This is a genomic window from Winogradskyella sp. R77965 (assembly GCF_044594915.1).
Taxonomy (GTDB): Bacteria; Bacteroidota; Bacteroidia; order Flavobacteriales; family Flavobacteriaceae; genus Winogradskyella.
In genome coordinates this window covers 3716904-3741187 of sequence record NZ_CP138990.1, presented here as the reverse complement: position 1 = coordinate 3741187, position 24284 = coordinate 3716904, and the positions used below count along the sequence as shown (strand labels likewise).

The window sequence follows — 24284 nt, the reverse complement described above, 5'->3', positions numbered from 1 at the left end:
AGCGTTTAACTTTTTACAATAAAAGGCACATGCTTCTTAAGCGCATAATTCTTTTTCAAAAATTTAGAATTAAGCTTTGTATCTGAAATAGAAATTGCTGCACCTAAAGCAGAACCCAATGATGCTTCGGTTGTTCTTAATTTTTTATCTCTAAAATGATGGGATAGCAATTTTATATAAATGTCATTATTACTAAAACCACCATCTACATATATTTTGGCAATGTTATTATTACCTAAAGCTTCTCTTATACACTCTATTTGCAACAGTACAAGTTCAATCATTAATTGATGATACGCGTGCTCGTACTTGTCGTAAAACATGCGAGTTTTACTAGGCATATTCTTATCGCTTATACTTTCCCATTTAAAGCAATATTCAAAATCTTGCATGATTTCGAAATAGGTGTCATAATCGAATTTTACCGTTTGGTGATAGTCCTCATCTACTCCAAATTCCTCATTGAGCTTATCAACTTGGACCTTATACTCGTTACCCAAAAACATTCTAGTAGCCTTAACAGGTTTACCATTAATACGCATATAGTTTAAGCTATCTCTATCATCATTATCGTCTATAACTTCTTCTGTAAAAGGGTTAAAGACAATACTCCAGGTCCCAGTAGAGACTAAAACAAATTTGTTTTTTATGCTCCTTACATAAGGAAGAAGTGCCGCTGAACTATCATGAATACCAACACCAATCTTAATACGATTACCATTATAATTCATATTAATACTTGTTTCTGTTGAAACTATTGGTGGTAAAACACTATCAAATCCCTCTTTGTACACCCAAGCGTGGTAATCTTTTTTACCATAATCCCATAAAGCTGTATGACATCCTATACTGGTATATTCGCTTAATGGAATACCAGTAAATATATAGCTAAGATACTGCGGTAAGTGTAACGAATATTTAATTTTTTTAAAAATCTCTGGCTTTGTTTTTTTTAACCAATACAGTTGTAAACCAGAATTCAACATACTCAAATCTCCACAGCCTGTAGTTCTAAGAAATGTATCTTTTGGACCATAGGATTCAAAAAAAGAAGTCACTATTGAATCTGGTAATGGCTTCGTATAATTATAAAGTGGTGTTAATGGATTTCCATTTTCATCTATGTGGACAAAACTTGCACCATAAGTTGAAAAGTTAATGGCTTTAATTTGAAATTCTTTGGCTTCTAATATCCGATCAAAAACACCCTTTAGCCATTTTTGTAATGCCAGAAGATTTTCTGTAGGATGACCATCTTCGTCAACAATTTCATCAAAAGTGATATATTCCTTGTGAACTTCTTTAAAGTCTTTATCAAATAGAAAGAACTTTTTATTGGTTTTACCAATATCAAAAACGGCTGTAACTTTTTGTTTCATATAAATGGTTTATAGTCCCGTAGCTACCGTATGCTTCCCTCTTTCTTTAATAAGTTGATTTCTTAAATCTAGACTTCTATACGAATCAATTGGACTTATGGCACCACCTGTATTTAATCGTGCTTTTTCAAGTAAAGGTCTTACATCTGTTCTGTAAGCGCCTTGTAAAATTTCTTGGCACTTAACGACGTCATTGTTAGATTGCGCTGATTTTAATGCAGTTTGATCTATAAGCAATGCTTTTGCGTAAGCTTCTTGAATCGCCTCTAAAGATTGAATTAAATCTTCTAATGGATCTTTTACATTATGGCTGGCATCGATCATCCAAGCTAAATCAGGATTTTGAGGATTGTTTTCCATACCATAGACTAATTCATTAAAAATTAAGAATAAGGCATAAGGTTTAATACTTCCAACGGTTAAATCATCATCACCATACTTACTATCGTTAAAATGAAAACCACCTAATTTACCTTTAAGTTGTAAAATTGAAACAATTTGCTCAATATTAGAATTTGGTAAATGATGTCCTAAATCAACTAATGTGTAGGCTTTATCTCCACATCCATTAGCTAGCATTAAAGATGCTCCCCAATCTTGAATAACTGTACTATAAAAGTTTGGTTCGTAAGGCTTATATTCAACAAGCATTTTCCAGTCGTCTGGTAAACCTTTATAGATATCTATTAAGCTATCTTGTGTATTTTGAAACGCTGTTTGAAAATTGTTTTGCCCAGGGAAACAAGAGCCATCTGCTAACCAAACGGTTAATGCTTTAGACCCTAATTTATTTCCAATATTAATAACATCTAAATTATGCTGAATGGCTTGCTCTCTAACTGCCTTGCTTACATTACTTAACGAACCATATTTATAGGTTTCTGAAGCATCCTTTTGATCTTGAAACGTATTTGAGTTTACAGCGTCAAACCTAATATGTAGAGCATCGGCTTTTTCTTTAATCGCTTCATAATCCGAAGGAATATCCCATGGAATATGCAAGGATACTGCTCCTGCTGTCTGTGTTAAACTATGCAGTATACCAACATCATCAATTTTTTGTTCAAGGTTTGATGGCTCTCCATAAAATCCAAAACGTCCAAAACGCGTACCTCCTGCTCCTAGTGCCCAACTTGGGATAGCGACTTGAAAATCAGCTAATTTTGAAACTATATTAGCAACATCATGACCATTTTTGGCTAATCTGTTTGCTAAAAAATCAAAGTTTTCTGAATGTTCTTCATGTTTACTTTTATTTGAATCTTCAATGTGTTGGTTGTTTATTATCATGAGATTTTTTTTCTAAATTAGAAAGAGACTCCCATAAACTTTAATAAAATTTATGGGAGTTATCCTTCGCTAAACTAATCAAATATTTATCTTACAAAGGCATTTGCCATACCTCCATCAACGTTTAGGATATTTCCTGTTGATTTGTCGAGTACACCAACAAAAGAGAATACACCGTTTGCGATATCATCTGGAGTTATAATTTCATTTAAAAGATTTCTTTTTGCGTAAAATGCTGGTAATTCTTCTACAGTAATTCCGTTAGCTTTAGCACGACCTTCGGCCCATGCACCTTCCCATATTTTACTACCTACAATAACTCCATCTGGGTTTACTGTATTTACTCTTACTTTATCTTTAGCTAATTCTGCAGCTAATAGACGTACCATATGTTGTTGTGCTGCTTTTGCAGTACCATAAGCGACGTTATTAGGACCTGCGACTAATCCATTTTTACTAGCTATGGCGATGTAATCGCCTCCAAGACCTTGCTTACGCGTAATGGCTGAGAATTGCTTTGCTAGGTCAAATTGTCCTTTTACTAAAATACTCTGTAAAATATTCCAGTCTTTATCTGTTGTATCTAATAAAGGTTTAGAAATTGCTAATCCTGCACTATGCACAACGATATCAACACCTCCAAATTCTACACATGCCTTTTTGTAGGCGTTTGCAATAGACTCCGTATTAGTAACATCACAAATCGCATAGGTTGAAACATCTCTTTTGTATGTAGCATTTGCAGTTATTAAGCTTTCTTCATTAATATCAGTCAAAACAACGTTAGCTCCTTCTGCAGCTAATTTATCAGCAATAGCCTTACCTATTCCACCTCCTGCTCCAGTTACAAAAGCTACTTTTCTTGATAACGGTTGCTCTTTTGGCATACGCTGCAACTTGGCCTCTTCTAATAACCAATACTCAATATCAAAAGCTTCTTGTCTCGGCAAAGATGTGTATTCTGTAATAGCCTCTGCACCTCGCATTACGTTAATAGCGTTAATGTAGAACTCGTTAGCTACACGTGTCGTTTGCTTGTTTTTTGCAAAACTAAACATCCCAACTCCTGGGTAAATTATAATAACTGGGTTTGCATCTCGCATTGCAGGACTGTTATCCTTTTTACAGGTATTGTAATAGTCTGCATATTCTTGTCTATACGCTTCAAATGCTGGTTCTAATTTCTTAAAAATTGCGTCTGCATCTGATAGATCTTCATCCTTATCTAAAGTTAATACTAGTGGTTGTATTTTGGTTCTTAAAAAATGATCTGGACAAGAAGTACCCATTGGTGCTAATCTTTCCAGAGCATTGCTATTAATATATTCCATGACCACATCGGTATCCGAAAAATGACCAATCATTCTATTTTCAGAAGAACATAGTCCTCGCAATAAGGGCATAATTTGAGCCGCTTTCTCTAAACGTTCTGCTTTTGGTAAACTTTCAATTTTTTGCCCACCAAAAATACTACCTTTTTCTTTTATTTTTTTATCAATAAATTCAGAAGCCATTTCAATAACCTCTAAACTATTCATATAACATTCATAAGATGTATCTCCCCATGTAAATAAACCATGAGAACCTAAAACAATTCCTCTAATACCTGGATTGTCTGCTAAACATTTTTCAATTTGAAGACCTAAATCAAAACCAGGACGTTGCCATGGCACCCAACCCAATGTATCTCCCCAAATTTCTTTGGTTACTTTTTCGCTATCCTTAGCTGCTGCAACAGCAATTAAAGCATCTGGGTGTAAGTGATCTATATGTGCAAAAGGTAGTAAACCATGTAATGGTGTATCAATTGAAGGGGCTTTACTATCTAAATCATAAATACAGTGATTAAAGAGACCAACCATGCGATCTTCATCCTCTAAACCTCCATAAACCTTTTTTAAATCGCGCAGTCTATTGGTGTATATACCAGCGATTCCACTTCTATTTAAAGTACCTATATCACCACCAGAACCCTTAATCCACATTACCTCAACATCTTCGTTTGTCAAAGGGTCTTTCTCTATGGTTCTGCAACTTGTGTTACCACCACCATAATTAGTAATTCTTAAATCTGCTCCTAATATATTTGAACGATACAAGAATAAGTCTACCTGGTTATCACCTAGTGAGGCAGCCTTATCATTGTCCCATAAATAATCTACGTACTTAAATTTCTTCGTAATTGTCTCCATAAATAGTGTTAAAATAAATTCCTATACCAAATATATGTTTCATTAAAAACTTTTGTATCCTGTACTGTACCGTAATGAAAAGAGTTAGCTTTAAAATTATGCATTTTTCAGCGACTTCTATGGTTGAAGATTGACTAAATTATCTTAATTAAATATGCACTTTATACTGCAGTCATAAGAGAAGCTATTTGGAATTCATAATATTTAACATGTTTTTTTGAAGTATCAACATTATTTAATAGTTAAATTTACTTATACTTGAATAAAATTATTAACTAAAAAAATTCTGGTTGATTTGAATCTAATTAAATTCATAAATATTGATAATGAATCGAGAGTACCAAAATACCAGCAGATTATAGATGCAATCATTCATAATATTTCAGAGGGCAATTTGACTATGGGTCAAAAGATTCCTTCAATAAATATGTTTAGTGAAGAGTTTTATTTATCTAGAGATACGGTTGAAAAGGCTTACAGCATACTTAAAGAAAGGAAAGTAATAACCGCCATTCGCGGTAAAGGTTATTATGTTGCTAGAACCAAACTCATTAAGAAACTAAACATTCTATTCCTTATTAATAAATTGAGTTGGTACAAAATGGAAATTTATAATTCATTTATAAATGCCATTGGCCCAAATTCATATACAGATCTTCATATTTATCATTGTGATGAATCCTTATTTCTAAACTTACTAAGCAAACACAAAAAAGCATATGATTATTATATCATAATGCCACATTTTAAAACTGAAGACCTAAAGCACACAAGCACTACTAAAGCAGTTTCTGTAGCATTCAAAAATATCCCAAAAAATAAGCTCGTCATTTTAGGTAATAACAAAATTCCTATCAAAGACAACGTCATTACTGTTTATGAAGATTTCGAAAATGATATTTATAAGGCACTAAAAAATGGCATCAAAAAAATTTCTAAGTATAAAAAAATAGTGCTCATATATCCCACAAAAACTATTTATCCTTATCCAAAACGAATTAAGAATGGGTTTATGAAATTTTGTGTAGAGCATCATCTGGATTTTGATATTATAGATAAGGTTTACAATGATATGATTCTGATGGAAGGTGACTTATTTATAACTATTGAAGAAGATGACTTGGTTAATTTGATAGAACAAATTAGAAACAAAAATTTTATTCTTGGTACTAATATCGGTATCATTTCATATAATGACACGCCGTTAAAAGCCCTCCTCGGCATAACTGTAATATCAACCGATTTTAAAATTATGGGAGGAAAGACAGCCAGTATGATTCTTAATATCGAAAGTGGTAAAGTTAAAGTACCTTTTAATTTTATTGATAGAAACTCTATTTAAAAGCGTATACTTTGTTTGTAAAAAAGTTATATTGTCAATCCTAATTTTTAAATAAAACATGGATATATATAAATATATAACTATTGATGAGGAATCAAGGGTACCTAAATACCAGCAGATTATAGATTCTATTATTCATAATATTTCAGAGGAGAACTTAAAGATGGGTGAGAAAATCCCTTCGATAAATCGATTTAGCGAAGAGTTTTATTTATCTAGAGATACTGTAGAAAAAGCCTACAGCATCTTAAAAGACCGTAATATTATCAATGCCATACGTGGTAAAGGCTACTATATTAACCGAACAAAATTAATCTCTAAAACGAATATTTTGTTTTTGGTTAACAAATTGAGTTCTTATAAGTTGAGAACTTATAATTCCTTTATAAATAGTATTGGACACAATTCTCATATAGACTTAATGATATATCATTGCGATGAATCTCTTTTCATAAACCTACTTGATAAAAATAAATCTGCTTATGACTATTATGTTATAATGCCGCATTTTAAGACAGAAGATTTAAAACATAGCAGTTTTACAGATAAATCGATTAAAGCTGTTAAAAAAATACCGCAGGAAAGATTGATTATTTTAGATAATATTAAATCTGAAATGGTTGGTAACCACGTCGCCATATATCAAGATTTTGAAAATGATATTTACAATGCCTTAAAGAAGGGTATTTCTAAAATTAAGAAGTACCAAAAGATTATATTATTTTATCCTGAAAAAGCGGTTTATCCCTATCCTAGAAGAATTTTGCATGGCTTTAGAAAATTTTGTGTAGAATTTAAACTCGATTTTGAAATACTTGAAGAAGTCATTGACGATATGATAATTAAAAGAGGTGATTTGTTTATAACTATTGAAGAGTCTGACCTAGTAAACCTAGTAAAACAAGCTAAAGAAGATGAATTTATATTAGGTGAAGATATCGGTATCATATCCTATAACGACACTCCATTGAAAGATTTATTAGGTATTACGGTAGTCTCTACTGATTTTAAAATTATGGGCGAAACTACTGCAGACATGATTTTGAATCATAAAAAAGGTCGTGTAAAAATACCTTTTAATTTAATTGAAAGAGATTCGCTTTAGTTAATCTTCCCTTTGTTAATTATAAGCCAACACCATACGTTTGCATTTGCAAGCTAGATGGACTATCTACAACAATTTCATTAGGAAGTTTAGTGAGTTTCCCAGTTTCAACATTACGACGAAAGATGACGATGTTGCCAGAAAACTGATTACCGACCAACAAAAAATTTCCACATGGTGACAGTGTAAAATTTCTTGGATGTTTACCATAAGTTGATTCATAGCCCACTAAACTCAGTTTCCCTGTAGTTGTATCAATAGAAAACATAGAAATACTATCCTCTTCTGGGCCTCTATTTGAAGCGTACAAGAATTTACCATCTGGTGAGATATGTATATCTGAAGCCCTGTAAATATCTAGCTCTTGTTGGTAGGATGCATAATCTTCAATAAAATTTAAATTATCATTCTGGTAGTTGAAAGCGGTTATTTTTCCGCTCAATTCGGAAAGACTGTATCCAAATTTACCATTAGGATGAAAGCTGAAGTGTCTTGGCCCACTTCCTGGTTTCATTTTAATTTGGTTTTCGTTTTGAAGTATCGAATCCTTAGAGGCACTATCTACATGAAACCTTCGAATTTTATCAGCACCTAAATCATGTACAAATAAAAATCTATTATCAGATGAAAAATTTGAAGAGTGAATATGAGAAGTTTCTTGTCTATTTTCAACAATGCTGCTATCCTTAAATTTTAAAACCTGGCTATGTGGATTAAGACTTCCGTCTTTATTAATTTTAAATAGGCTTAGGCTTCCATCAGAGTATTGAGAACTTGTCAAAATTGTTTCTGTATTATCTAACTCAATATGCGCTGGGTTTAAACCACCACAATCTTCAATATTAATTAACTCTATTTTTCCTTCTGCAGCATCTACAGCAAACGATGCTATTTTACCATTATAGGGCATTTGGCTGTCCATAACAGAATAGAGATACTTACCATCTTTAGATAATTTTAAAAACGATGCATTTGTAACACTATCTAAAGCAAATTTTAAAGTAGTTTCTCCTGTGTCGTTATTAAACTCATAGACATGAATACCTTTTCCTGGTTTTTTATCAGTATAACTACCTACAAAAAGTAATGTTGTTTCTTTTGTAGACTGACAACCCATTAGCAAAATTAAACTTAAGCTAAAGGATAAGAATTTGAATAAACTGTTTATTGGCATAATATTGATTTAATAAGTCTTGTAGTACGTTTTGCTAGTATTAGTTTCTATGGTTTCATTTTTATAGTTAAGCTTATCACCTTCTCCGATGTAAATACTCTTCAGAGTTTTATTTTCATTTAGAGAAATTACAGCAAAACTGCCTTTAAAATAAATTCCTAGCACTTCATTTTGAAATACTTCATCTTTAGATTGGGTAATTACATATTGAATCAATCTCTCAGTAGGTGTATCACTAATAATCTTCAATCCTTTATAAACACCATTTTCTTCTAATTTTTCTACCGATTTTATAGTGGCTTCTTCGTTTTCATTGAAAGGCTCGAAAACTACTACAAAAGGGTTGTTCCAAGCTTCACCTTTATTACGAATCACCAGTGTTGGTGTCGCCATGTTATTATAAGGTTCGGGTGATTCAAATGTTGTAGGTGCTTTTACTTTGGTATAGGTTCGGTTTTTAAAACCTGGAATATGAAGTTGCATAAAAATAGCATCCGTACTAAGTTTTTTAATGTTAAATGTCGATTTAACATCCTTTTCGTAAGCTTTAGATGTTTTTACTTTTTTAAAAAAATGCCATCCTGGATTACGGTATTTTTTATTATGAACCCACTCAGCATTTGCATTTGCCATATATCGTTTTGGTGTTTTTTTGAAATCCATATCCTTGTTTTCAAATACCAGTTTGTCACCTATATTATGATACAAATAATCATGATACTCATTTGGTAGTTTCGATTTTGAACGAAATACATCTACATAATAGCCTGTTGTTGGTGACGTTCGGATTAAAGCTAAAGTACGCTCTTGTGTCGCCTCTGCTTTGTCACCCTTATCGTCTTTAAAACTGGTTTGACTAAAAGAGTGGTAAGGTGAAACAGCTTTGTCTCCCACTTTAGGTTCCATTGAAATTAATTCTACTGAATTAATCCCCAAATTCACCCATCCACTTTCACCTTGCGAACTACCATTTACTATAACCGTATTGTGTGCTGCAAAAATCCTAGAGTAGTTTTCATGTAGATCTTTTCCGTATCGTTTTCGTCCATGATCAACACCTAATACCTGACCTTCACCATACAGTTCCATATTCATACCTTCCGCATGACCATGCACCATATGCGCACCACCAACAAAACCCATTAAGCCATCTTTAGGATTATTAGTACCACTTAAGTTGCGCTGTATTACAATACCTGCATGATAAACTCTATCGGTTCTTGATAGGTCTATAGTTGTAGATTCATTATCAAAACTATCATTATACCAAAATAAAGCCTCAGCCCCTTCTCGTTTATATTTTCCTTTGCCAATGGCTCTATTAATAAGTGGAGCAAAATTATCTTGAATTGCCTTTAACCCATCCATTTTAGCCAAAACATAGGCATTTTCATAAGCTTCGTATGGTGCATGAGCGGACCTGTGTCCATCTCCCCAGCGCACAATTTCATTATTAGGATATACAAAATAGTCTAATCGTGGTAAGGCATGCAAAACATTTGGGTATTTTTTTCCTAATTCTAAGGATGGATCGTATTTATTAACAACCAACATTAATCGCGTTAAAATTGAAGTCGTATGGTTTAAATATTGAGAGGTTTCTGGCCAAATATCACCTTCATTTTTATAATTTTTAACCATAACGCTTAACGCGTCTTGATTATCTGTACTCTCGGTTAAAAAATAAGACAGCCATTTTTTTCGCTCGTTTTCGTTATCCATAGCCAAGGCATTAAACACCAAACTAGGAGCTTCTAAAGCACAGTGATTTGAACCTGTTTGTCCATAATTTACCGTAATGTTTGCATAGTTTTTAAAAACGTCTTGAGCTTCATCAAAAGGAAAGTTTACATTTTGATTTTTAATAATATCAAAAGAATCCCCTTCATCTTTAAGATAAGGATGAATAAAATCATAAATTAATGGAAGTTTATAACCTATGACACGTACTTCCCTGAACCCATCATAAGGAAACAACCATCCACCTCTACCATGCCAATCTGAGAGTTTCGATTTTTGTACTGATTTGATAAAAGAATACAAAATACTACTGGCAACGTATGCATATTTTTCCTCTTGAGTGAGATAATACATGATGCTGCAATCTAAAGCCGTTTGTAGGTGTTCGATTAGCAGTTCTGCAGGTTTCCATTCTTTATCTGTCGCATTATCTAAATTTCTATGTTTTCCATTTTCAATATGGTCGGTTTTTAAAAATGGAGGAAAACTATTTCTCTTTTGATCAGACCAATTAAAGGGCAAAGTTTCTATATAGGCTTTTGGATTTTTAGAAAATAGTTTGACCTGAACATCGGCTTTCAACTTTAAATTGCTAAAAATGTCTTTAGCCCATGGTTGTGTGTTTATTTTTTCTAGTATTTGATTCCGCTCACTTGATTTTGCTAAAATGAATGGTCGCTCTATATTTTGCCCTACTACTTGTATTGCTGATATTAAAAAATAAAAAAGCAAGACAATCTTAAATTTTGTTTTTCTATTCTTAAAGTGCCTCATACTTTTTAATTTTATCCTTTTAAAACATATTTTTTGCAGTTAGACTAACTGGTAAGACTAATTAATACATTCAAAAACTATTAATTTTTAATTTCTTTTGGGATTCCTTCCATGCTCGATTCGTAAACTTTATCTAGAACTACTAGATTTTTTAAGTAATTATAAACTGAGGTATGAAATGGATCGCCAGAATTTAATTGCTTAACAAAATGTTTCTGGGTAAAGTAAACACAATCTCCAGCGAAATTTATATCCTCAAATTTATAGTTATGTTCGCTTTCCTGTTCACCCAACAATTGAACCGTTATTTTACCATCTTCATAAAGTCTAATTGTGCCTTTGCTACCTTCAATTAAAAACTTTCCAAAGGTTAATCGCGGGTTTTCACACGTGCTTTCATTGTAACGATTGGCATCTAAAAAGGCAGTACACTCATTTTCGAAATCAAATTGTATCCAACCAAAATCTTCTCCTTCAATTGCCTTATTTAAACGTTTTAAACGTGCATACACATTTGTGATTTTTCCTGCATAAAAATGCATTAAATCAATATAATGGATTCCTGTTTCATACATTAATAGCTTTTCCATTTTTCTAAAATAGGGCTGTCTATTCATATAAGCATCTTCTTGCCAACCATCACCTGTTCGTAAACGCGCATTTATAGCAAATAAATCTCCTATTGTATTTTCACTAATTAGTTTTTTAATTTCGGTATGCCATGGTTGAAAACGAAAATTTTCATGGACCATCATCCGAATATCAGAATTACGAATTGCTTCAGAAATTTGTCTACCCTCTTTCAAAGTTGGTGCTAAGGGTTTTTGGCAAATAATGTTCACCTTATGTTTTATAGCTAGTAGGCAAAGCTCTAAATGCGTTTCGGGTGGTGTAATAATATCTACAAAATCGGGTTGCTCAGCCACAAGCATTTCTTTAACATTTGTATAGGTATTCCTTATACCATGCTCTAAAGCAACCTTTTTAAGTTTTTCTTTATCAAAATCACAAACTGCGGTTATTTCGACTTCTTTGAGCCTACTCCATGCTTCAAGATGAAATTGACTAAAATATCCTAGACCTACACAAACCCCTTTTCGTAACATTTAATATTCTTTAAAATTCTTCTGAGGTTTCATTTGATACCAAAATACAATAGCAAGTATGTTTAATACTGCTCCAACAATAAAAAACAACGTCGTTGAACCAGTCCATGCCAATAAATACGGAAATAACAACGCGGTAATAAATGCACCAATATTACCAGCCATATTCATAGTTCCTGAAACTGCTCCAGCATGCTTTTTACCTATATCTACGCAAAAAGCCCAAGATGGTGGTAAGGTCATATCTGCGCCAAAAATCGCTATGCTTAAAAACACAATAGCGCCTACAGCAGAAGTCATGTATATACTCCCTATTAAGCCAACTGCAGCTAAAAAGAAACCTAGTGCTGCAGGAAATCTCCTTGAGGCTTCCCATTTTCCTTTTTTAAATGTTCTGTCTATCAACCATCCTGCGAACCAATTACCAAATGCTCCAAATATTAGAGGAATAGCAGTATACAATCCTGCTTCTACTGTATCTAAATTATAGAGTTCTTTAATATGCGGAAAAAGCCAAGTTAAGGCAAAGAAAAACGTGAAATTGCTACAGAAATATTGCCCCATAGCGAACCAAATATTCTTTGACTTCAGTAATGCCCCAAAATTGATTGTCTCTTTAGTTTTAGCAACTTGCTTATCTTGTCTAGTTGAAATTATATAATCTTTTTCATTTGGTGAAATGCCTTTATGATCCTCAGGATTGTCTCTAAATAACACATACCAAATTACTGCCCATAGAATTCCTATGGCACCAAGTATTACAAAGGTAACTCGCCATCCGAATTCAGTAATTAGCCAAGCTACTACAGGTAATGAAAAAGCAGCTCCGAGACGAGATCCGGAAAAATTTATTCCTGTTACGATACCTCTTTCTTTTAAGGGAATCCAGCTATATATTGCTCTAGACATCCCAGGGAAAGCACCTGCTTCTCCAGCACCGAATAAAAAACGCACGACCAATAATGAAATGAAGTTCCACGCCAATCCTGTTATAGCGGTAAAAACTGACCATATCGTAACAATAGAGGCCAATATTTTTCTTGGCCCGAAACGATCTACGAGTATTCCTGATGGTGTCTGAAAAAAAGCATATCCTAATGAAAATGCTGCTAATATCCAGCCCATTTGTTTGTCTGATAGGTCTAAATTTTCTGCAATTGGATCTTTAGCCACAGAGATACAGATTCGATCTACGTATAGCAGTAGCGCTAATAAAAAGGTTCCAAAGACCATAAAGTAACGCCTTGGAAAAGCATTGGTTTGTTTCATTCTAAAGAATTAATTAGTTTATATAAATCCTCTTCTCCTCCAACGTTACCAGGAAATACAATATATGGTAAATCAGGAAATTTTGAAGTTTTATCGAGCCTCCAAATAGGCACTCCTTTTAAAACTTGACCTATAACTAAGGCTTTTTTTACTCCTAACGATTTAACACAAATATCACTTGAAGTAATACCGCCTTTGGTAAGTATGTATTTTGGTCGAATAGAAATTGACCTCACCAAGTGAATTAAGCCTTCTGAAACTTTATTTACAATGTCTAGACTTTCCTTTTTTGAATCACCAACATATACTTTTCTACTTGTGTAAAGAATAACTTCCCTATTCCTTTCTAGCCGATTATTTATAATTGTGGTAATGCTTTTTAAATAGTCTTTTGATGTATCTGAAAGTAACTTCCCTACTTTTAGCTTTATAAAAATTGCTTTAGAATTCTTCTTTTTTAAATGTTTTAGTTGTGCTGTAGTTTTTGGCACATAAGATCCAATAACAATAAGCGCACCTCCTTTATCTTCTTCTTTAAAAATAGTTTGTTTTGATAATAATGGTTTTGAGGCTATCCCTGTGATTGCATTTACAAAAGATGCAGCAGTTCTAAACAAATAATTGTTCTCTTGGTCTAAAGCAGCCAAAGCAAATGTTTCTAAATCTGAATTAGAGGTTGCATTAACAATAATATGCTTTGATACTGTATCGGTAAGTCCTTTTTTAATAGTTTGAACAGTTGTATTACGCAAAGTATCTAAAGAAACAGACAACACATGATTACGTTTTACTAAACCCACATATTTTTCTTCTATATAGTCTTTTAAATTTGAATTAGAATATCCGAACGTAGCATCTTTAGCAAAAGGTGTTTCGCCTGCAGGTATAAACTGATTATTATCCTGTACATAATGTATATCTTCAAAAGTATAACGCCCTCCTTGAAAAAATGCAGGGATTAAAACATGCTTTGTATTTTGCCAGCCTAAGCCATCTATCAAAGATTCAACCTCATTTGGGTAATGCCCTCTTAATGTTGAATCGCTACGACTGATAACTACTAATTGTTTATTGCATTCTTTTGCTAACTCAGCCAATAACAGACCAATTGAATGGGCTAGACTTTTTGCTTCTGAAGATTGAAGACTTCTTGAATTTGTAAGAATAAAGAAAACAGGACTATTTTTTATCTCATGCTCAAGTGTGTCTTTATTCCAATCTGTAACAACAGAGACATCTTGTATCGTTTGAGTTCCTGTAGGATCGTCATCAAGAATTACAAAAGTACGCGGATTCTTTGCTAAAAATTCTGAGACTGCTTTACTCCCGTTTTTTGCATTACCCTTTGCTATTGATTCTGCTATCTTGTCGTTTAATTTCATGTAATTATTCTATCGCCAGTACACGAGCTGGTGCTCCATCTCCATTTTTAACTTTAATTGGAAATGCAATCAATAGTACTTTTTCTTTTGTGATCATATCCAAATTTGTAAGACCTTCAACAATTACTATATCATGACTCATGAGTATGGTATGGATCGAGGTTACTTCATCTAAAGTATTGACATCTGCAACAGATGGTGGCTCTACTCCTAAAATATTTACTTGTTTTTCTCCTAGCCATTCTGCAAGCTCAGTACTAATTCGAGGTAATTCATCTCTATAAGCAGGTGTATTTACTTTTTTGCTCCATCCTGTTTTCAATAAAAGACTTTGACCTTTCTTTATTTTATCTTTTATGGGTTTCATATCTTCAACGCCTATTAATGCCTTATTTTCAAGATGTGTAAGATCTACAATCCAAGCTTCTGAAATAAATCGTTCGCTCTCAATCTGATCTATAGTAACTGAATTTACACCAAAATGCACTGGCGCGTCCATATGTGTACCACTATGGGAATAAAGATGTAAGTTAGTGGCATTCCACCCATCAATTAGCAAGTCTTTTGCAGTTGTTATATCTACTCCAGGCATTTCCATGCTGATGGACATGGTTAAATCAATTACTTTCTTTGAAGATAAATCAAACATTAATTAAGTGCATTTAAGATTCAATAAATGAAACTACGCTCTCTGCAATCTCAGTGGTTGTTGCTGTACCTTTTAAATCTCTTGTCATAATACCTTTGGCTGTGGTATGTTCTATAGCCTGCATAATGTTTTGTGCAGCTTCTTCTTCTCCAAGATGCTCTAACATAATGGCAGCAGACCAAATTTGACCAATTGGATTTGCTACATTTTGCCCAGCAATATCTGGTGCTGATCCGTGAATAGGCTCGAACATTGATGGATAATCTTTCTCTGGATTAATATTTCCGCTACCTCCAAGACCAAGACTACCCATAATAGCTCCACCTAGATCCGAAAGAATATCTCCTATCATATTTGTTGTTACGATAACGTCAAAAACTTCTGGCTTTAAAACAAAACTTGCCGATGCATTATCTACGTACATCTTACCATACTCTACATCTGGATATTGCTCTGCGACTTCTGCCATAACCTTATCCCAAAAACCTAAAGAATAAATAAGCGTGTTAGATTTTGTGACGTTAGTTACTTTTTTATTTCTTTTTCTAGCCAATTTAAATGCAAAATGTGCGATACGTTCCACACCTTTTCGTGTAACAATACTTGTATCAACTGCTAAACCATTTGGTGTATCTGGATACATTATTTTTCCGTTTTGAACAAATTCACCCTCGTTATTTTCTCTAATAATAACAAAATCTATGTCTTTACTTGTTTTGTCTCTTAAGGGACTTTCTAATCCTGCAAAAAGTTTTACTGGTCTGTAATTAACATATTGTTCTAAATCGGTTCTTACTTTAAACGTATAATCTTTTGCAGGTAAAGTATCATCGACTTCAGGTAGCCCAACTGCACCAAAATAAATAGCATCAAATTTTTTAATTGTATCGATTCCGTCTTCAGGCATGAATATGCCATGTTTTAGATAATGGCCTGCGCCCCAAAAAAAATTTTCTGTCTCAATTTCAAAATTATACTTAGTAGCTGCAGCTTGAAGTACTGAAACTCCTGCTGGTACAATTTCATTACCTATACCATCGCCATTAACAACAGCAATCTTGTATGTTTTACCCATTTTTTAATTATTTGATTTTTATATTATAATTATTGATCGAAGTTAGAAGATAGTTTAAAGAAAACCCGAAACTATCCTTAATTTATAACGTTGCTGTCTAAAATATTTAATAAAAAACGAATAACAATCCTGTGCTATGCGGTACTTCTAATTTTGGGAGTTTTAATTTTTGGGAAGAAAATCTTCGCCCCATTTTTCATGCAACTCTTTTGAAAGTGATGCAACAAGTTCTTTAAACTCTAGTTTTTCAGCTAAATTGTCAAGTTCTAAAGGGTCCGTTTTGTGATCGAATAGCATACGTGCATACGCAATACCATCATCTTTAGTCCATTCGGTATAAAACAAATCACCTTTAATAAACGTTACTGCATCTTTGAATTTACTGACTGCCCATTCTTTTTTAGGTTTCTCACCATTAATTATTGGCACAAAACTTTTCCCTTCAACGGTATCAGGAGCTTCCAATCCAACCAGTTCTACTAAACTTGGATATACATCTATATATTCTGTAATGGCTTCTGTTTTTTTACCCTTTGTCTTTCCAGGAACTTTAATTAGTAATGGTGTACGCAATGCCGTTTCAAACGTAACATGTTTGCACCATAGTTTATGGTCGCCTAAATTCCAACCGTGATCTCCCCATAAAATGACAATGGTATCTTCTTCTAATTCCAAGCGTTTTAATTCGTCTAATACCAAACCTATTTGAGCATCTATATAGCTAACACAGGCATAATACCCATGAATGAGTTCTTTGGCTAAATCATCAGATAAATGTCCTTTTTTTGGGATATTTTCATATTGTCTCAACTCTCCGTATCTGTGAAATGCTTGTTTTGGTGTTGATTCTGGCTGCACATAACTTTCAGGAAGTTGAATAGAATTGCTATCATACATATCCCAATATTTCTTTGGTGCCGTAAATGGCAAATGCGGTCTTGACAAGCCCATTGTTAAGAAAAATGGTTGGTTTGACTGCTTTAACTTTTTCAGATCTTTTATCACTTTTAAAGCCAGTTTTCCATCTCTATATACAGAATCATGTACTTCAGCCATTTCAAAAGGTAATCCTCTTTTTGTGTTTTTTCTTATGTCTTGACTTTCGGGTAGCGCGTAATTCCATTTGGCAGGTGCTTTGTATATTTCGTTCCAAGCCTCAGCATCGTCATTTCCGCTATGATAAATTTTTCCGTTAGAAATTGTTTGGTAACCATTTTGTTTTAATAACATTGGTAATGAAACAACTCCCGGATAATCCTCATGAATTTTAGTTTTGGCATCAATAAACCGCTTTCTAGTTGGTCTTGCCCCAGACATTAAACTTGCTCTTGATGCGCCGCAAACAGGTATATTACAATAGGCTCTGTTAAACACCAAACTTTCTCCTGCCAATTTATCTAAATTTGGCGATTGTATGTGATTAGCACCATAAAAGTTTAATTCTGGACGTAAATCGTCTACAGCAATAAAAAGGATATTTGCTTGCTTTTTATCTTCAGTTTCTACAAGTTCTTTCTTTGTAGTTTTGCAATAAAACAATAGAAATAATAAACTAATGATGCATACAATATATCTATTCATAGCAATGAATTTTAATAGTATTTTATTGCTTCAGAAGTTTTTATTCTAACTTAATAAAACAACAATTTTTTAAAAGTATTTCTAATATTCACAATGTACATGCCTTTAGAAAAACTAGAAACATCAATTATATTTCCATTTCCTGAAAGAATTTTAGTTCCATTGATACTATAAACTTCCCATTTTTCTGGAGTTAGACTTTTTATATTAAATACTCCTTGAGAATTTGGATTCGGATAAACAACAAAGTCTTCATTTAAGGTATTGTCATTAACAGATAAATTTCCTTGTACAAATGTTGCAATAATATTTAAATCTGAATTAACCGTTATTGTTAAAGGGTTTTCTGTACTTTCAATATCTCCAGTCCAGCCTTGAAACTCCCAACCTTCATCTGCAATTGCATTTAAATCAAATGTTTGTCCTTCAAAAGAAGTTCCACTTTGATAATTTAATATGCCATTGCCTTCTTTAGTTAATGTTACATCAAAAGTGTCATAATCTCCTATAGGTATAAACTCTATTCTATCAAAAACAATACTACCAGTATTTACGCTTTCATAGACCTTAAATTCATTAATAATGCCTGCCCAATGCGACCAGTTTGTTAAATCTACATCTATAGTATGCCATTGATTATCATTAGGGATGGTGATTTTTTTCCTTCCTGAAGAAAATACTGTACCTGGAATATTTGCGGCCATTTGAAGAAAAGTATCTTCTGTGCTATTTTTAACTACTAACTGTAACGTGTCGTACAAATCAGAATTAATATTTAACCCTGTAATTGCTGCCATTGGGAATGCAAATCCGCTTGAATAATTCAAGGTTAATTTATCATTATCTGTATTTACATTCATTCCAGAACTAACTGCTGTCCAAGGCGAAAAATCTTCTGTAGTGGTCCAAATAACAGTTGCTGGTGTAATAGGCAAAGCCAAATCATCTTCGGTTCTAAACTCAAATTTTTCAAACGCAAAAGATGCAATTTCAGTATCTAAACTAATTATAGAACCCAATTCACCATCAGTTCGTGGAGTCGTTACAATACTTTGCCAACTACTATATTGATGTGGATTTGGATTTTGATAAGCTTCATAGGCAACTAAACCAGCTTCAGTTAAAATTCTATTTGGATCACCTCTATCATTAAAGCCGCTCATTACATAACCTAATCCGGAATTATCTTCTAAGAAATTCTGAAGTTTATTATTGCTTTTGTCATACTTAATACTTCTACAATATAAGGTTGTACCTTCTGGTAATTCCGACGTAAAAGACACATTTACCGCTTCATTATCTATGTAGTTTAAAGAACTATTATTGTAATTATATATTAAAACATCATATTCTGTAGCATTATCCTTTTTTGCAAAAATAGCATCAATATCATTTGTTAGCGTTTCTGGTGTACCAGAAATATCTGTGGTGTAATGCACTTTACCATTCATAGAATTTAAAATACTAATGCCAGGAGGATCTTGCGAACCAGTTCTATTACCCCATCTATAAATTAAATCTAAGCCATTGTCTTTGTTTTTATAATAAATATTAGAAAAATATAACTCAACAACTTCTGCATGAGATGTTTCTGCATTAATAAACCCATTACCATCAGCACCATTCATTGTGGTTACTGTTGCATACTCCATTAAATCAATGGTTGCATTCGCGTTCCATTCTGGATGATTTATTAAATCTGCAAATAGTTTATTATACTTATTACTCATATTACGTAAATTACTATTACCTAAAACGACGTAATCTGATACTCCCCAAAAATCATATTGCACATTATTATCAAAACAATATTCTATTAAATCCTCAGCAAAGGAAGCAAAAGGTTCTCCTTTGTAATTTAATACAGAACCATTTTGATAGAGAAAATCTGGAGCTCTTGTATGTAAACCAATAATTGCATTTGGTAAAACGGTTCTTACTGCACTTTCTGTATTTTCAAAATGTTCTATAAAATCTTGTTTGGTACCATACCAATGGTTAGGTGTTTCGATTTCAGAACCAACTCTAAAACGCCAAGACAACACCATATCTTCACCATAGTTTGCAACTAACTCGGTCATCAAAGCTACGATATAATCATGGTATGCCACTTTATCTGCTGGAGGTAAAGAATTTCCATAAATTGATATTTGTTCGTTCTCCCTAAAATTAATATTGTCTCTGGTTCCTTCTGGAATAAAAGTATAGCCGTGTTGAAAAGCCCAAGGCGGTTGATCTAAGACAATTTGATGGATTTCTGTTTGAGAATTAATAATATTATCCAACCTTGCTATCAGTGGCTCAAATCTATAAACGTATTGATTATTAATAGAATCATATAAACAGGTATCAAAATCTAAATCTTTCATTCGTACTCCATTTACAGTTTTTTTGATTCCTCCAATCATTCTGACTGTATTCATTTTAAGTCCTGGGCGTACATTTGATCCATTTTGAGGACTAATTCTATTAGCTATAGACCAAATATTATGTAGAGGTTCATTCTCATTAGCTTCATCTGTAAAATCTGCTGATAAAGTTACTTGTGCGCTTAAGTTGTAAAGACTAAAAACACATAATACAATAGTTAAACTATATTTCATTATTTCTCTTGAAAACATATATTTTATTCTACTCTTAAAAATTTTGATACAATATTCGTCAAGTTACTTAAATTTTCTACTGTCTGTATCCTGATGTGTACTGCATATTTTATGAAAATGGTATTTATTTGGATACCACGTTATATCAGCTTATTATCTATATAGTTATTTCAATATTTTTTATAAATCAATTCTTCTTTTTTTGGTATTACTTTTTATGGCAGCTTCAATAACTTTAATTACATTCATTCCTTCATTTCCAGAAACTGGTACCGCTTTGTTATGTCTAATTGCATCATAAATTCCATCATAATATTCCATATAATTCCCATTAAGAGAAGTTACCCTTTCTCTAACAATTTCTCCATTCTTTCCAGTATGTAATAGGCCTTCTTCTGCTTTAGGTTCTGCTCCCCAATTTGCTAAACTCGGTTTTTTTCCTTCCATCAATTCTTTTTCTTGAACATCTGCCTTCGATTTTATAAACGATCCTTTAGTACCATGCAAAATGTTTCCTGGCAAAGGTTCTCGAACAAAATAACTAGATTTTAAGGTTACGCGATGTGAGTTGTAATACAATTTTACATCAAAAAAATCAGTTACTTTTGAATTTGGACGAAACCCATTTAAGTCTGCATATACTGCATTTGGCATACCAAATAAGACCAATGCTTGATCAATTAAATGTGAGCCTAAATCATATAAACTTCCAACTGCAGCAGTATTTTGCTCTTTATGAACCTTATAACTCAAATTAGGATCAAAGCGATCATAATGAATTTCAACATCTATAATTTCACCAAGTAAACCTTTGTCTAGTATTTTTTTTACGGTTTTAAAATCACTATCATATCTACGATTGTGAAAAACTGAAAGCACTACATTCTTCTCTTTTGCTAGTTGAATTAGTTCTTTTGCTTCATCAACAGTTGCAGTAAATGGTTTTTCAACAATCAAATGTTTTCCAGCATTAATTACCTTTTTAGCAAAATCGAAATGTGTAATATTTGGGGTATTCACAACTACTAACTCAATAGTTTCATCCGCCAGTAAATCCTCTAAACTTCGAAATGTTTTGATTGTTGGATATCTTTTTTGAGCTTCATTTTTAGTTCTTTCAAGAACTCCATATAAGTTAAAATTAGGGTTAACTTCTATGAAAGGCGCGTGAAAGACAACTCCACTCATTCCAAAAGAGCACAAAGCTGTATTTATTTTAGAATTAATCATCACTACTATTTTGAAGTCCTAAAGACGCTTTAAAATTTTTAATTTTTATCCTCAAGTGAAAAGGTAAGCATCCAATCTATACACTCCACAGAACTAAACACTTTCGCATTACCTTGCGCATGATTAGCACCTTCAAATGCCGTATAACGCACATTAGTATTACCTGCTGATTTTAAAAGATTAACCATCTTTTTTACTGGCTCAACATTTTTAACATCATCTGCACCAACCATGCCCCACATTGGCATATTAGTTAATTTACTAATATCATCAGTGTCTTTAACACTTCTAAAACCACTAGCCGATGCTGCTGCAAAGCGCTCTGGTGAATTTAAAATCCAAGCCCAAGTGCCACTACCTCCCATACTATGTCCCATAACATAAATTCGATTTGAATCTACCTGTGGATATTCTTCAAGAATATAATCTAACATAATATCTAAAGTTTTCGGATCCCATTTATCAAAAGAATTTGGTTCAACTAACATCAATTCTTTGCCTGCCAATTCAACAAGCGAAAGCCCTTTAACCTTTGCAGATCGTGAAAGCTGTTCTGCCAAACTCCATGTTTTTCCACCTCCACCATGTAAGGTTATAAGCAATGGTATTTTTTTTGCAGACTGATTTCTTGGTAAAGCAACAAAAGCAGAAGCTTTTAGTTTACCCAAGTTTTTCTGTAAATCTTCCGGCCAATTGATAACACTTACGTCTACGTTCTTAAATCGTGCATTGATATCATCAAGCGTTTTCTGAATATCTTTAGTTTGAAAAGCCATTAAAAAAAATAGTGAAGTTGGAACAAGTATGAGATTTTTCAATTTTGGATTCATATTTTATTTTTTTAAAAAGTCCTTATTTATTTTTGTAGAGCTCAATCAGAATGTTTAAATGATCTCAACCGGTTTTTATTCAGTTCCGTTAACACGTTTCTTTTGCTCAACAAAATAAGGCTGGAACGTATAGTTGGATTCTGAATCCCATTTTGAATTTACCTTAGGTAAAAACCCTTTCATTTTTTCTATTTGTGTTTTGTATTTTGGATTTTCAGCTTCATTAGTCCATTCATTAGGGTCAGAACGATGATCGTAAAACTCTTCTTTACCATCTTCATATTGAATGTATCTATAACCATTCATCTTAATAGCATGGTTGTTCATACCAAACGTTGTAATTGCTTTTGATTCACTTAAACCTTCATCGTTTTGCATCATAGACACTAAGCTGTTTCCTTCATTTCTTTCATATTCAGGCAGTCCACTTAACTCAAGTAATGTTGGATATAAAGATAGCATTTCAACTGGTGCATTAATTTTCTTTCCTTTAGGTAAATTTGGTCCTGCAAACATCAAAGGTGCTTTGGTAGCTGTTTCCCATAAGGCATGTTTTGCAAAAGTGCCTTTTTCGCCCAAACGATAACCATGGTCTGACCATAAAACAACAATAGTATTATCTCCATACTTACTATTTTCTAATGCATCTAAAACGCGACCTAATTCATAATCTACATAACTGATACAGGCTAAATAGGCTTGTACAATTTTTTTCCATTCGCCACTTTCTTTGGCCCATTCTGTAGAGGGCATCATTGGCAAATCATTAATTTGCATTCCTACTGGTGGAATATCATTTAAATCATCAGACTTGTAAGGTGGTGTTTGAATGTCTTCTAAAGGATACAAATCGAACCATTTTTGCGGTACGTAAAGCGGCACATGAACTCTTAAAAACCCAAGTCCCATAAAAAATGGCTTGTCATAGTTTCTTTGTAATCGTTCTGTTACCCAATTCACAGATTGATGGTCGGGCATTAAAGAATCTTGTTCTGGAAAAGCTCCCCAATCGGTGCTTGTTCTTCCATGCGTTCCTCTAATACCTTTTCCGAAACCATCCCAAACAATTCGTTCCTTAGGATAAGGCCCAAAGCCTTTTACACGTCCACCAGATTCGTTAAACACGCTATCTGGTGCATGAATATGAAACAGCTTCCCTATTCCCATAGTATGGTATCCATTTTGCTCAAAATACTCTGGAAGAAACGTAATATCCTTTGTTGCTGGATTACCATCATGACGTATTTCATTATCAGGTGTCATTCCGTAAATCCCTGTAGTTGACGGACGTAAACCAGTCATTAAAGATGCTCTTGATGGACCACATAATGGTGCTTGCACGTGTGCGTTTGTAAACGTTACACCCATTTTTGCTAACCTGTCAAAATTTGGTGTTTTTACGTTTGAAAAATTATCAATCGGACTTATCCAATTATTTAAATCATCTACAGCAATGAATAGTACATTGGGTTTAGTCTCTTTTACTTCTTTCTTTTTTTCATTGTTGCATGAAAAGATAAAGACTAATGCAAGTAATAATAACAATTGTGCTTTTTTCATAAT

Annotated in this window: 17 protein-coding genes; 2 read left to right on the top strand and 15 right to left on the bottom strand. The window is 33.1% G+C overall.

Annotated features, from left to right (window positions below; genetic code table 11):
* Positions 1-5: 5 nt before the first annotated feature.
* The 3 genes from SJY34_RS16500 to SJY34_RS16490 all read right to left on the bottom strand — a co-directional run bounded on the left by SJY34_RS16500 (position 6) and on the right by SJY34_RS16490 (position 4861).
* On the bottom strand, positions 6-1379 hold the full coding sequence (locus SJY34_RS16500; protein WP_400077580.1) for an FGGY-family carbohydrate kinase: 1374 nt from the start codon (positions 1377-1379) through the stop codon (positions 6-8).
* A 9-nt stretch (positions 1380-1388) separates the two neighbouring features.
* A complete protein-coding gene (locus SJY34_RS16495; RefSeq protein ID WP_400077578.1) occupies positions 1389-2669 on the bottom strand; it encodes a sugar isomerase in 1281 nt (426 codons plus the stop codon).
* An 86-nt stretch (positions 2670-2755) separates the two neighbouring features.
* Positions 2756-4861 carry a bifunctional aldolase/short-chain dehydrogenase gene (locus SJY34_RS16490; RefSeq protein WP_400077576.1) on the bottom strand — a complete coding sequence of 702 codons (2106 nt, stop codon included), beginning with the start codon at positions 4859-4861 and terminating at the stop codon, positions 2756-2758.
* A 295-nt stretch (positions 4862-5156) separates the two neighbouring features.
* Between SJY34_RS16490 and SJY34_RS16485 the strand changes: the two genes are divergently transcribed.
* Positions 5157-6203, top strand: a complete 1047-nt coding sequence (locus SJY34_RS16485; protein WP_400077574.1) for a GntR family transcriptional regulator — start codon at positions 5157-5159, stop codon at positions 6201-6203.
* Between the two features lie 58 nt (positions 6204-6261).
* A complete protein-coding gene (locus SJY34_RS16480) occupies positions 6262-7308 on the top strand; it encodes a GntR family transcriptional regulator (RefSeq protein WP_400077572.1) in 1047 nt (348 codons plus the stop codon).
* A gap of 19 nt (positions 7309-7327) precedes the next feature.
* Here SJY34_RS16480 and SJY34_RS16475 read toward each other — a convergent pair whose 3' ends face one another.
* From SJY34_RS16475 to SJY34_RS16420, 12 genes are all read right to left on the bottom strand, one after another.
* On the bottom strand, positions 7328-8482 hold the full coding sequence (locus SJY34_RS16475) for a lactonase family protein (protein ID WP_400077570.1): 1155 nt from the start codon (positions 8480-8482) through the stop codon (positions 7328-7330).
* Positions 8483-8491: 9 nt separating this feature from the next.
* Positions 8492-10996, bottom strand: a complete 2505-nt coding sequence (locus tag SJY34_RS16470; RefSeq protein ID WP_400077568.1) for a heparinase II/III family protein — start codon at positions 10994-10996, stop codon at positions 8492-8494.
* Positions 10997-11076: 80 nt separating this feature from the next.
* On the bottom strand, positions 11077-12102 hold the full coding sequence (locus tag SJY34_RS16465; protein WP_400077566.1) for a Gfo/Idh/MocA family protein: 1026 nt from the start codon (positions 12100-12102) through the stop codon (positions 11077-11079).
* Positions 12103-13371, bottom strand: coding sequence for an MFS transporter (locus SJY34_RS16460; protein WP_400077564.1), 1269 nt, complete (start codon positions 13369-13371; stop codon positions 12103-12105). It lies immediately after the preceding gene.
* Positions 13368-14753 carry a four-carbon acid sugar kinase family protein gene (locus tag SJY34_RS16455; protein WP_400077562.1) on the bottom strand — a complete coding sequence of 462 codons (1386 nt, stop codon included), beginning with the start codon at positions 14751-14753 and terminating at the stop codon, positions 13368-13370. Before SJY34_RS16455 ends, SJY34_RS16460 begins: the two co-directional genes overlap by 4 nt.
* Before the next feature lie 4 nt (positions 14754-14757).
* Entirely contained in the window at positions 14758-15402 is a 645-nt protein-coding gene (locus tag SJY34_RS16450; RefSeq protein WP_400077560.1) for a cyclase family protein, read from the bottom strand.
* A 13-nt stretch (positions 15403-15415) separates the two neighbouring features.
* Entirely contained in the window at positions 15416-16477 is a 1062-nt protein-coding gene (locus SJY34_RS16445) for a tartrate dehydrogenase (protein ID WP_400077558.1), read from the bottom strand.
* 162 nt (positions 16478-16639) lie between these two features.
* Positions 16640-18058: a sulfatase gene (locus tag SJY34_RS16440; protein ID WP_400077556.1), complete on the bottom strand. Its 1419-nt coding sequence runs from the start codon at positions 18056-18058 to the stop codon at positions 16640-16642.
* A gap of 50 nt (positions 18059-18108) precedes the next feature.
* A complete protein-coding gene (locus SJY34_RS16435) occupies positions 18109-20661 on the bottom strand; it encodes an InlB B-repeat-containing protein (RefSeq protein WP_400077554.1) in 2553 nt (850 codons plus the stop codon).
* A 180-nt stretch (positions 20662-20841) separates the two neighbouring features.
* Positions 20842-21891, bottom strand: coding sequence for a Gfo/Idh/MocA family oxidoreductase (locus SJY34_RS16430; protein ID WP_400077552.1), 1050 nt, complete (start codon positions 21889-21891; stop codon positions 20842-20844).
* 38 nt (positions 21892-21929) lie between these two features.
* Positions 21930-22721, bottom strand: a complete 792-nt coding sequence (locus SJY34_RS16425; RefSeq protein ID WP_400077550.1) for a prolyl oligopeptidase family serine peptidase — start codon at positions 22719-22721, stop codon at positions 21930-21932.
* A gap of 75 nt (positions 22722-22796) precedes the next feature.
* Positions 22797-24281 carry a sulfatase gene (locus SJY34_RS16420; protein ID WP_400077548.1) on the bottom strand — a complete coding sequence of 495 codons (1485 nt, stop codon included), beginning with the start codon at positions 24279-24281 and terminating at the stop codon, positions 22797-22799.
* Between the last annotated feature and the right edge of the window lie 3 nt (positions 24282-24284).

Bases quoted from the DNA above. Each gene is read 5' to 3' on its own strand.
- SJY34_RS16500 (WP_400077580.1), bottom strand. From the start codon at position 1,379: ATGAAACAAAAAGTTACAGCCGTTTTTGATATTGGTAAAACCAATAAA.
- SJY34_RS16495 (WP_400077578.1), bottom strand. From the start codon at position 2,669: ATGATAATAAACAACCAACACATTGAAGATTCAAATAAAAGTAAACAT.
- SJY34_RS16490 (WP_400077576.1), bottom strand. From the start codon at position 4,861: ATGGAGACAATTACGAAGAAATTTAAGTACGTAGATTATTTATGGGAC.
- SJY34_RS16480 (WP_400077572.1), top strand. From the start codon at position 6,262: ATGGATATATATAAATATATAACTATTGATGAGGAATCAAGGGTACCT.
- SJY34_RS16475 (WP_400077570.1), bottom strand. From the start codon at position 8,482: ATGCCAATAAACAGTTTATTCAAATTCTTATCCTTTAGCTTAAGTTTA.
- SJY34_RS16470 (WP_400077568.1), bottom strand. From the start codon at position 10,996: ATGAGGCACTTTAAGAATAGAAAAACAAAATTTAAGATTGTCTTGCTT.
- SJY34_RS16465 (WP_400077566.1), bottom strand. From the start codon at position 12,102: ATGTTACGAAAAGGGGTTTGTGTAGGTCTAGGATATTTTAGTCAATTT.
- SJY34_RS16460 (WP_400077564.1), bottom strand. From the start codon at position 13,371: ATGAAACAAACCAATGCTTTTCCAAGGCGTTACTTTATGGTCTTTGGA.
- SJY34_RS16455 (WP_400077562.1), bottom strand. From the start codon at position 14,753: ATGAAATTAAACGACAAGATAGCAGAATCAATAGCAAAGGGTAATGCA.
- SJY34_RS16450 (WP_400077560.1), bottom strand. From the start codon at position 15,402: ATGTTTGATTTATCTTCAAAGAAAGTAATTGATTTAACCATGTCCATC.
- SJY34_RS16445 (WP_400077558.1), bottom strand. From the start codon at position 16,477: ATGGGTAAAACATACAAGATTGCTGTTGTTAATGGCGATGGTATAGGT.
- SJY34_RS16440 (WP_400077556.1), bottom strand. From the start codon at position 18,058: ATGAATAGATATATTGTATGCATCATTAGTTTATTATTTCTATTGTTT.
- SJY34_RS16435 (WP_400077554.1), bottom strand. From the start codon at position 20,661: ATGAAATATAGTTTAACTATTGTATTATGTGTTTTTAGTCTTTACAAC.
- SJY34_RS16430 (WP_400077552.1), bottom strand. From the start codon at position 21,891: ATGATTAATTCTAAAATAAATACAGCTTTGTGCTCTTTTGGAATGAGT.
- SJY34_RS16425 (WP_400077550.1), bottom strand. From the start codon at position 22,721: ATGAATCCAAAATTGAAAAATCTCATACTTGTTCCAACTTCACTATTT.
- SJY34_RS16420 (WP_400077548.1), bottom strand. From the start codon at position 24,281: ATGAAAAAAGCACAATTGTTATTATTACTTGCATTAGTCTTTATCTTT.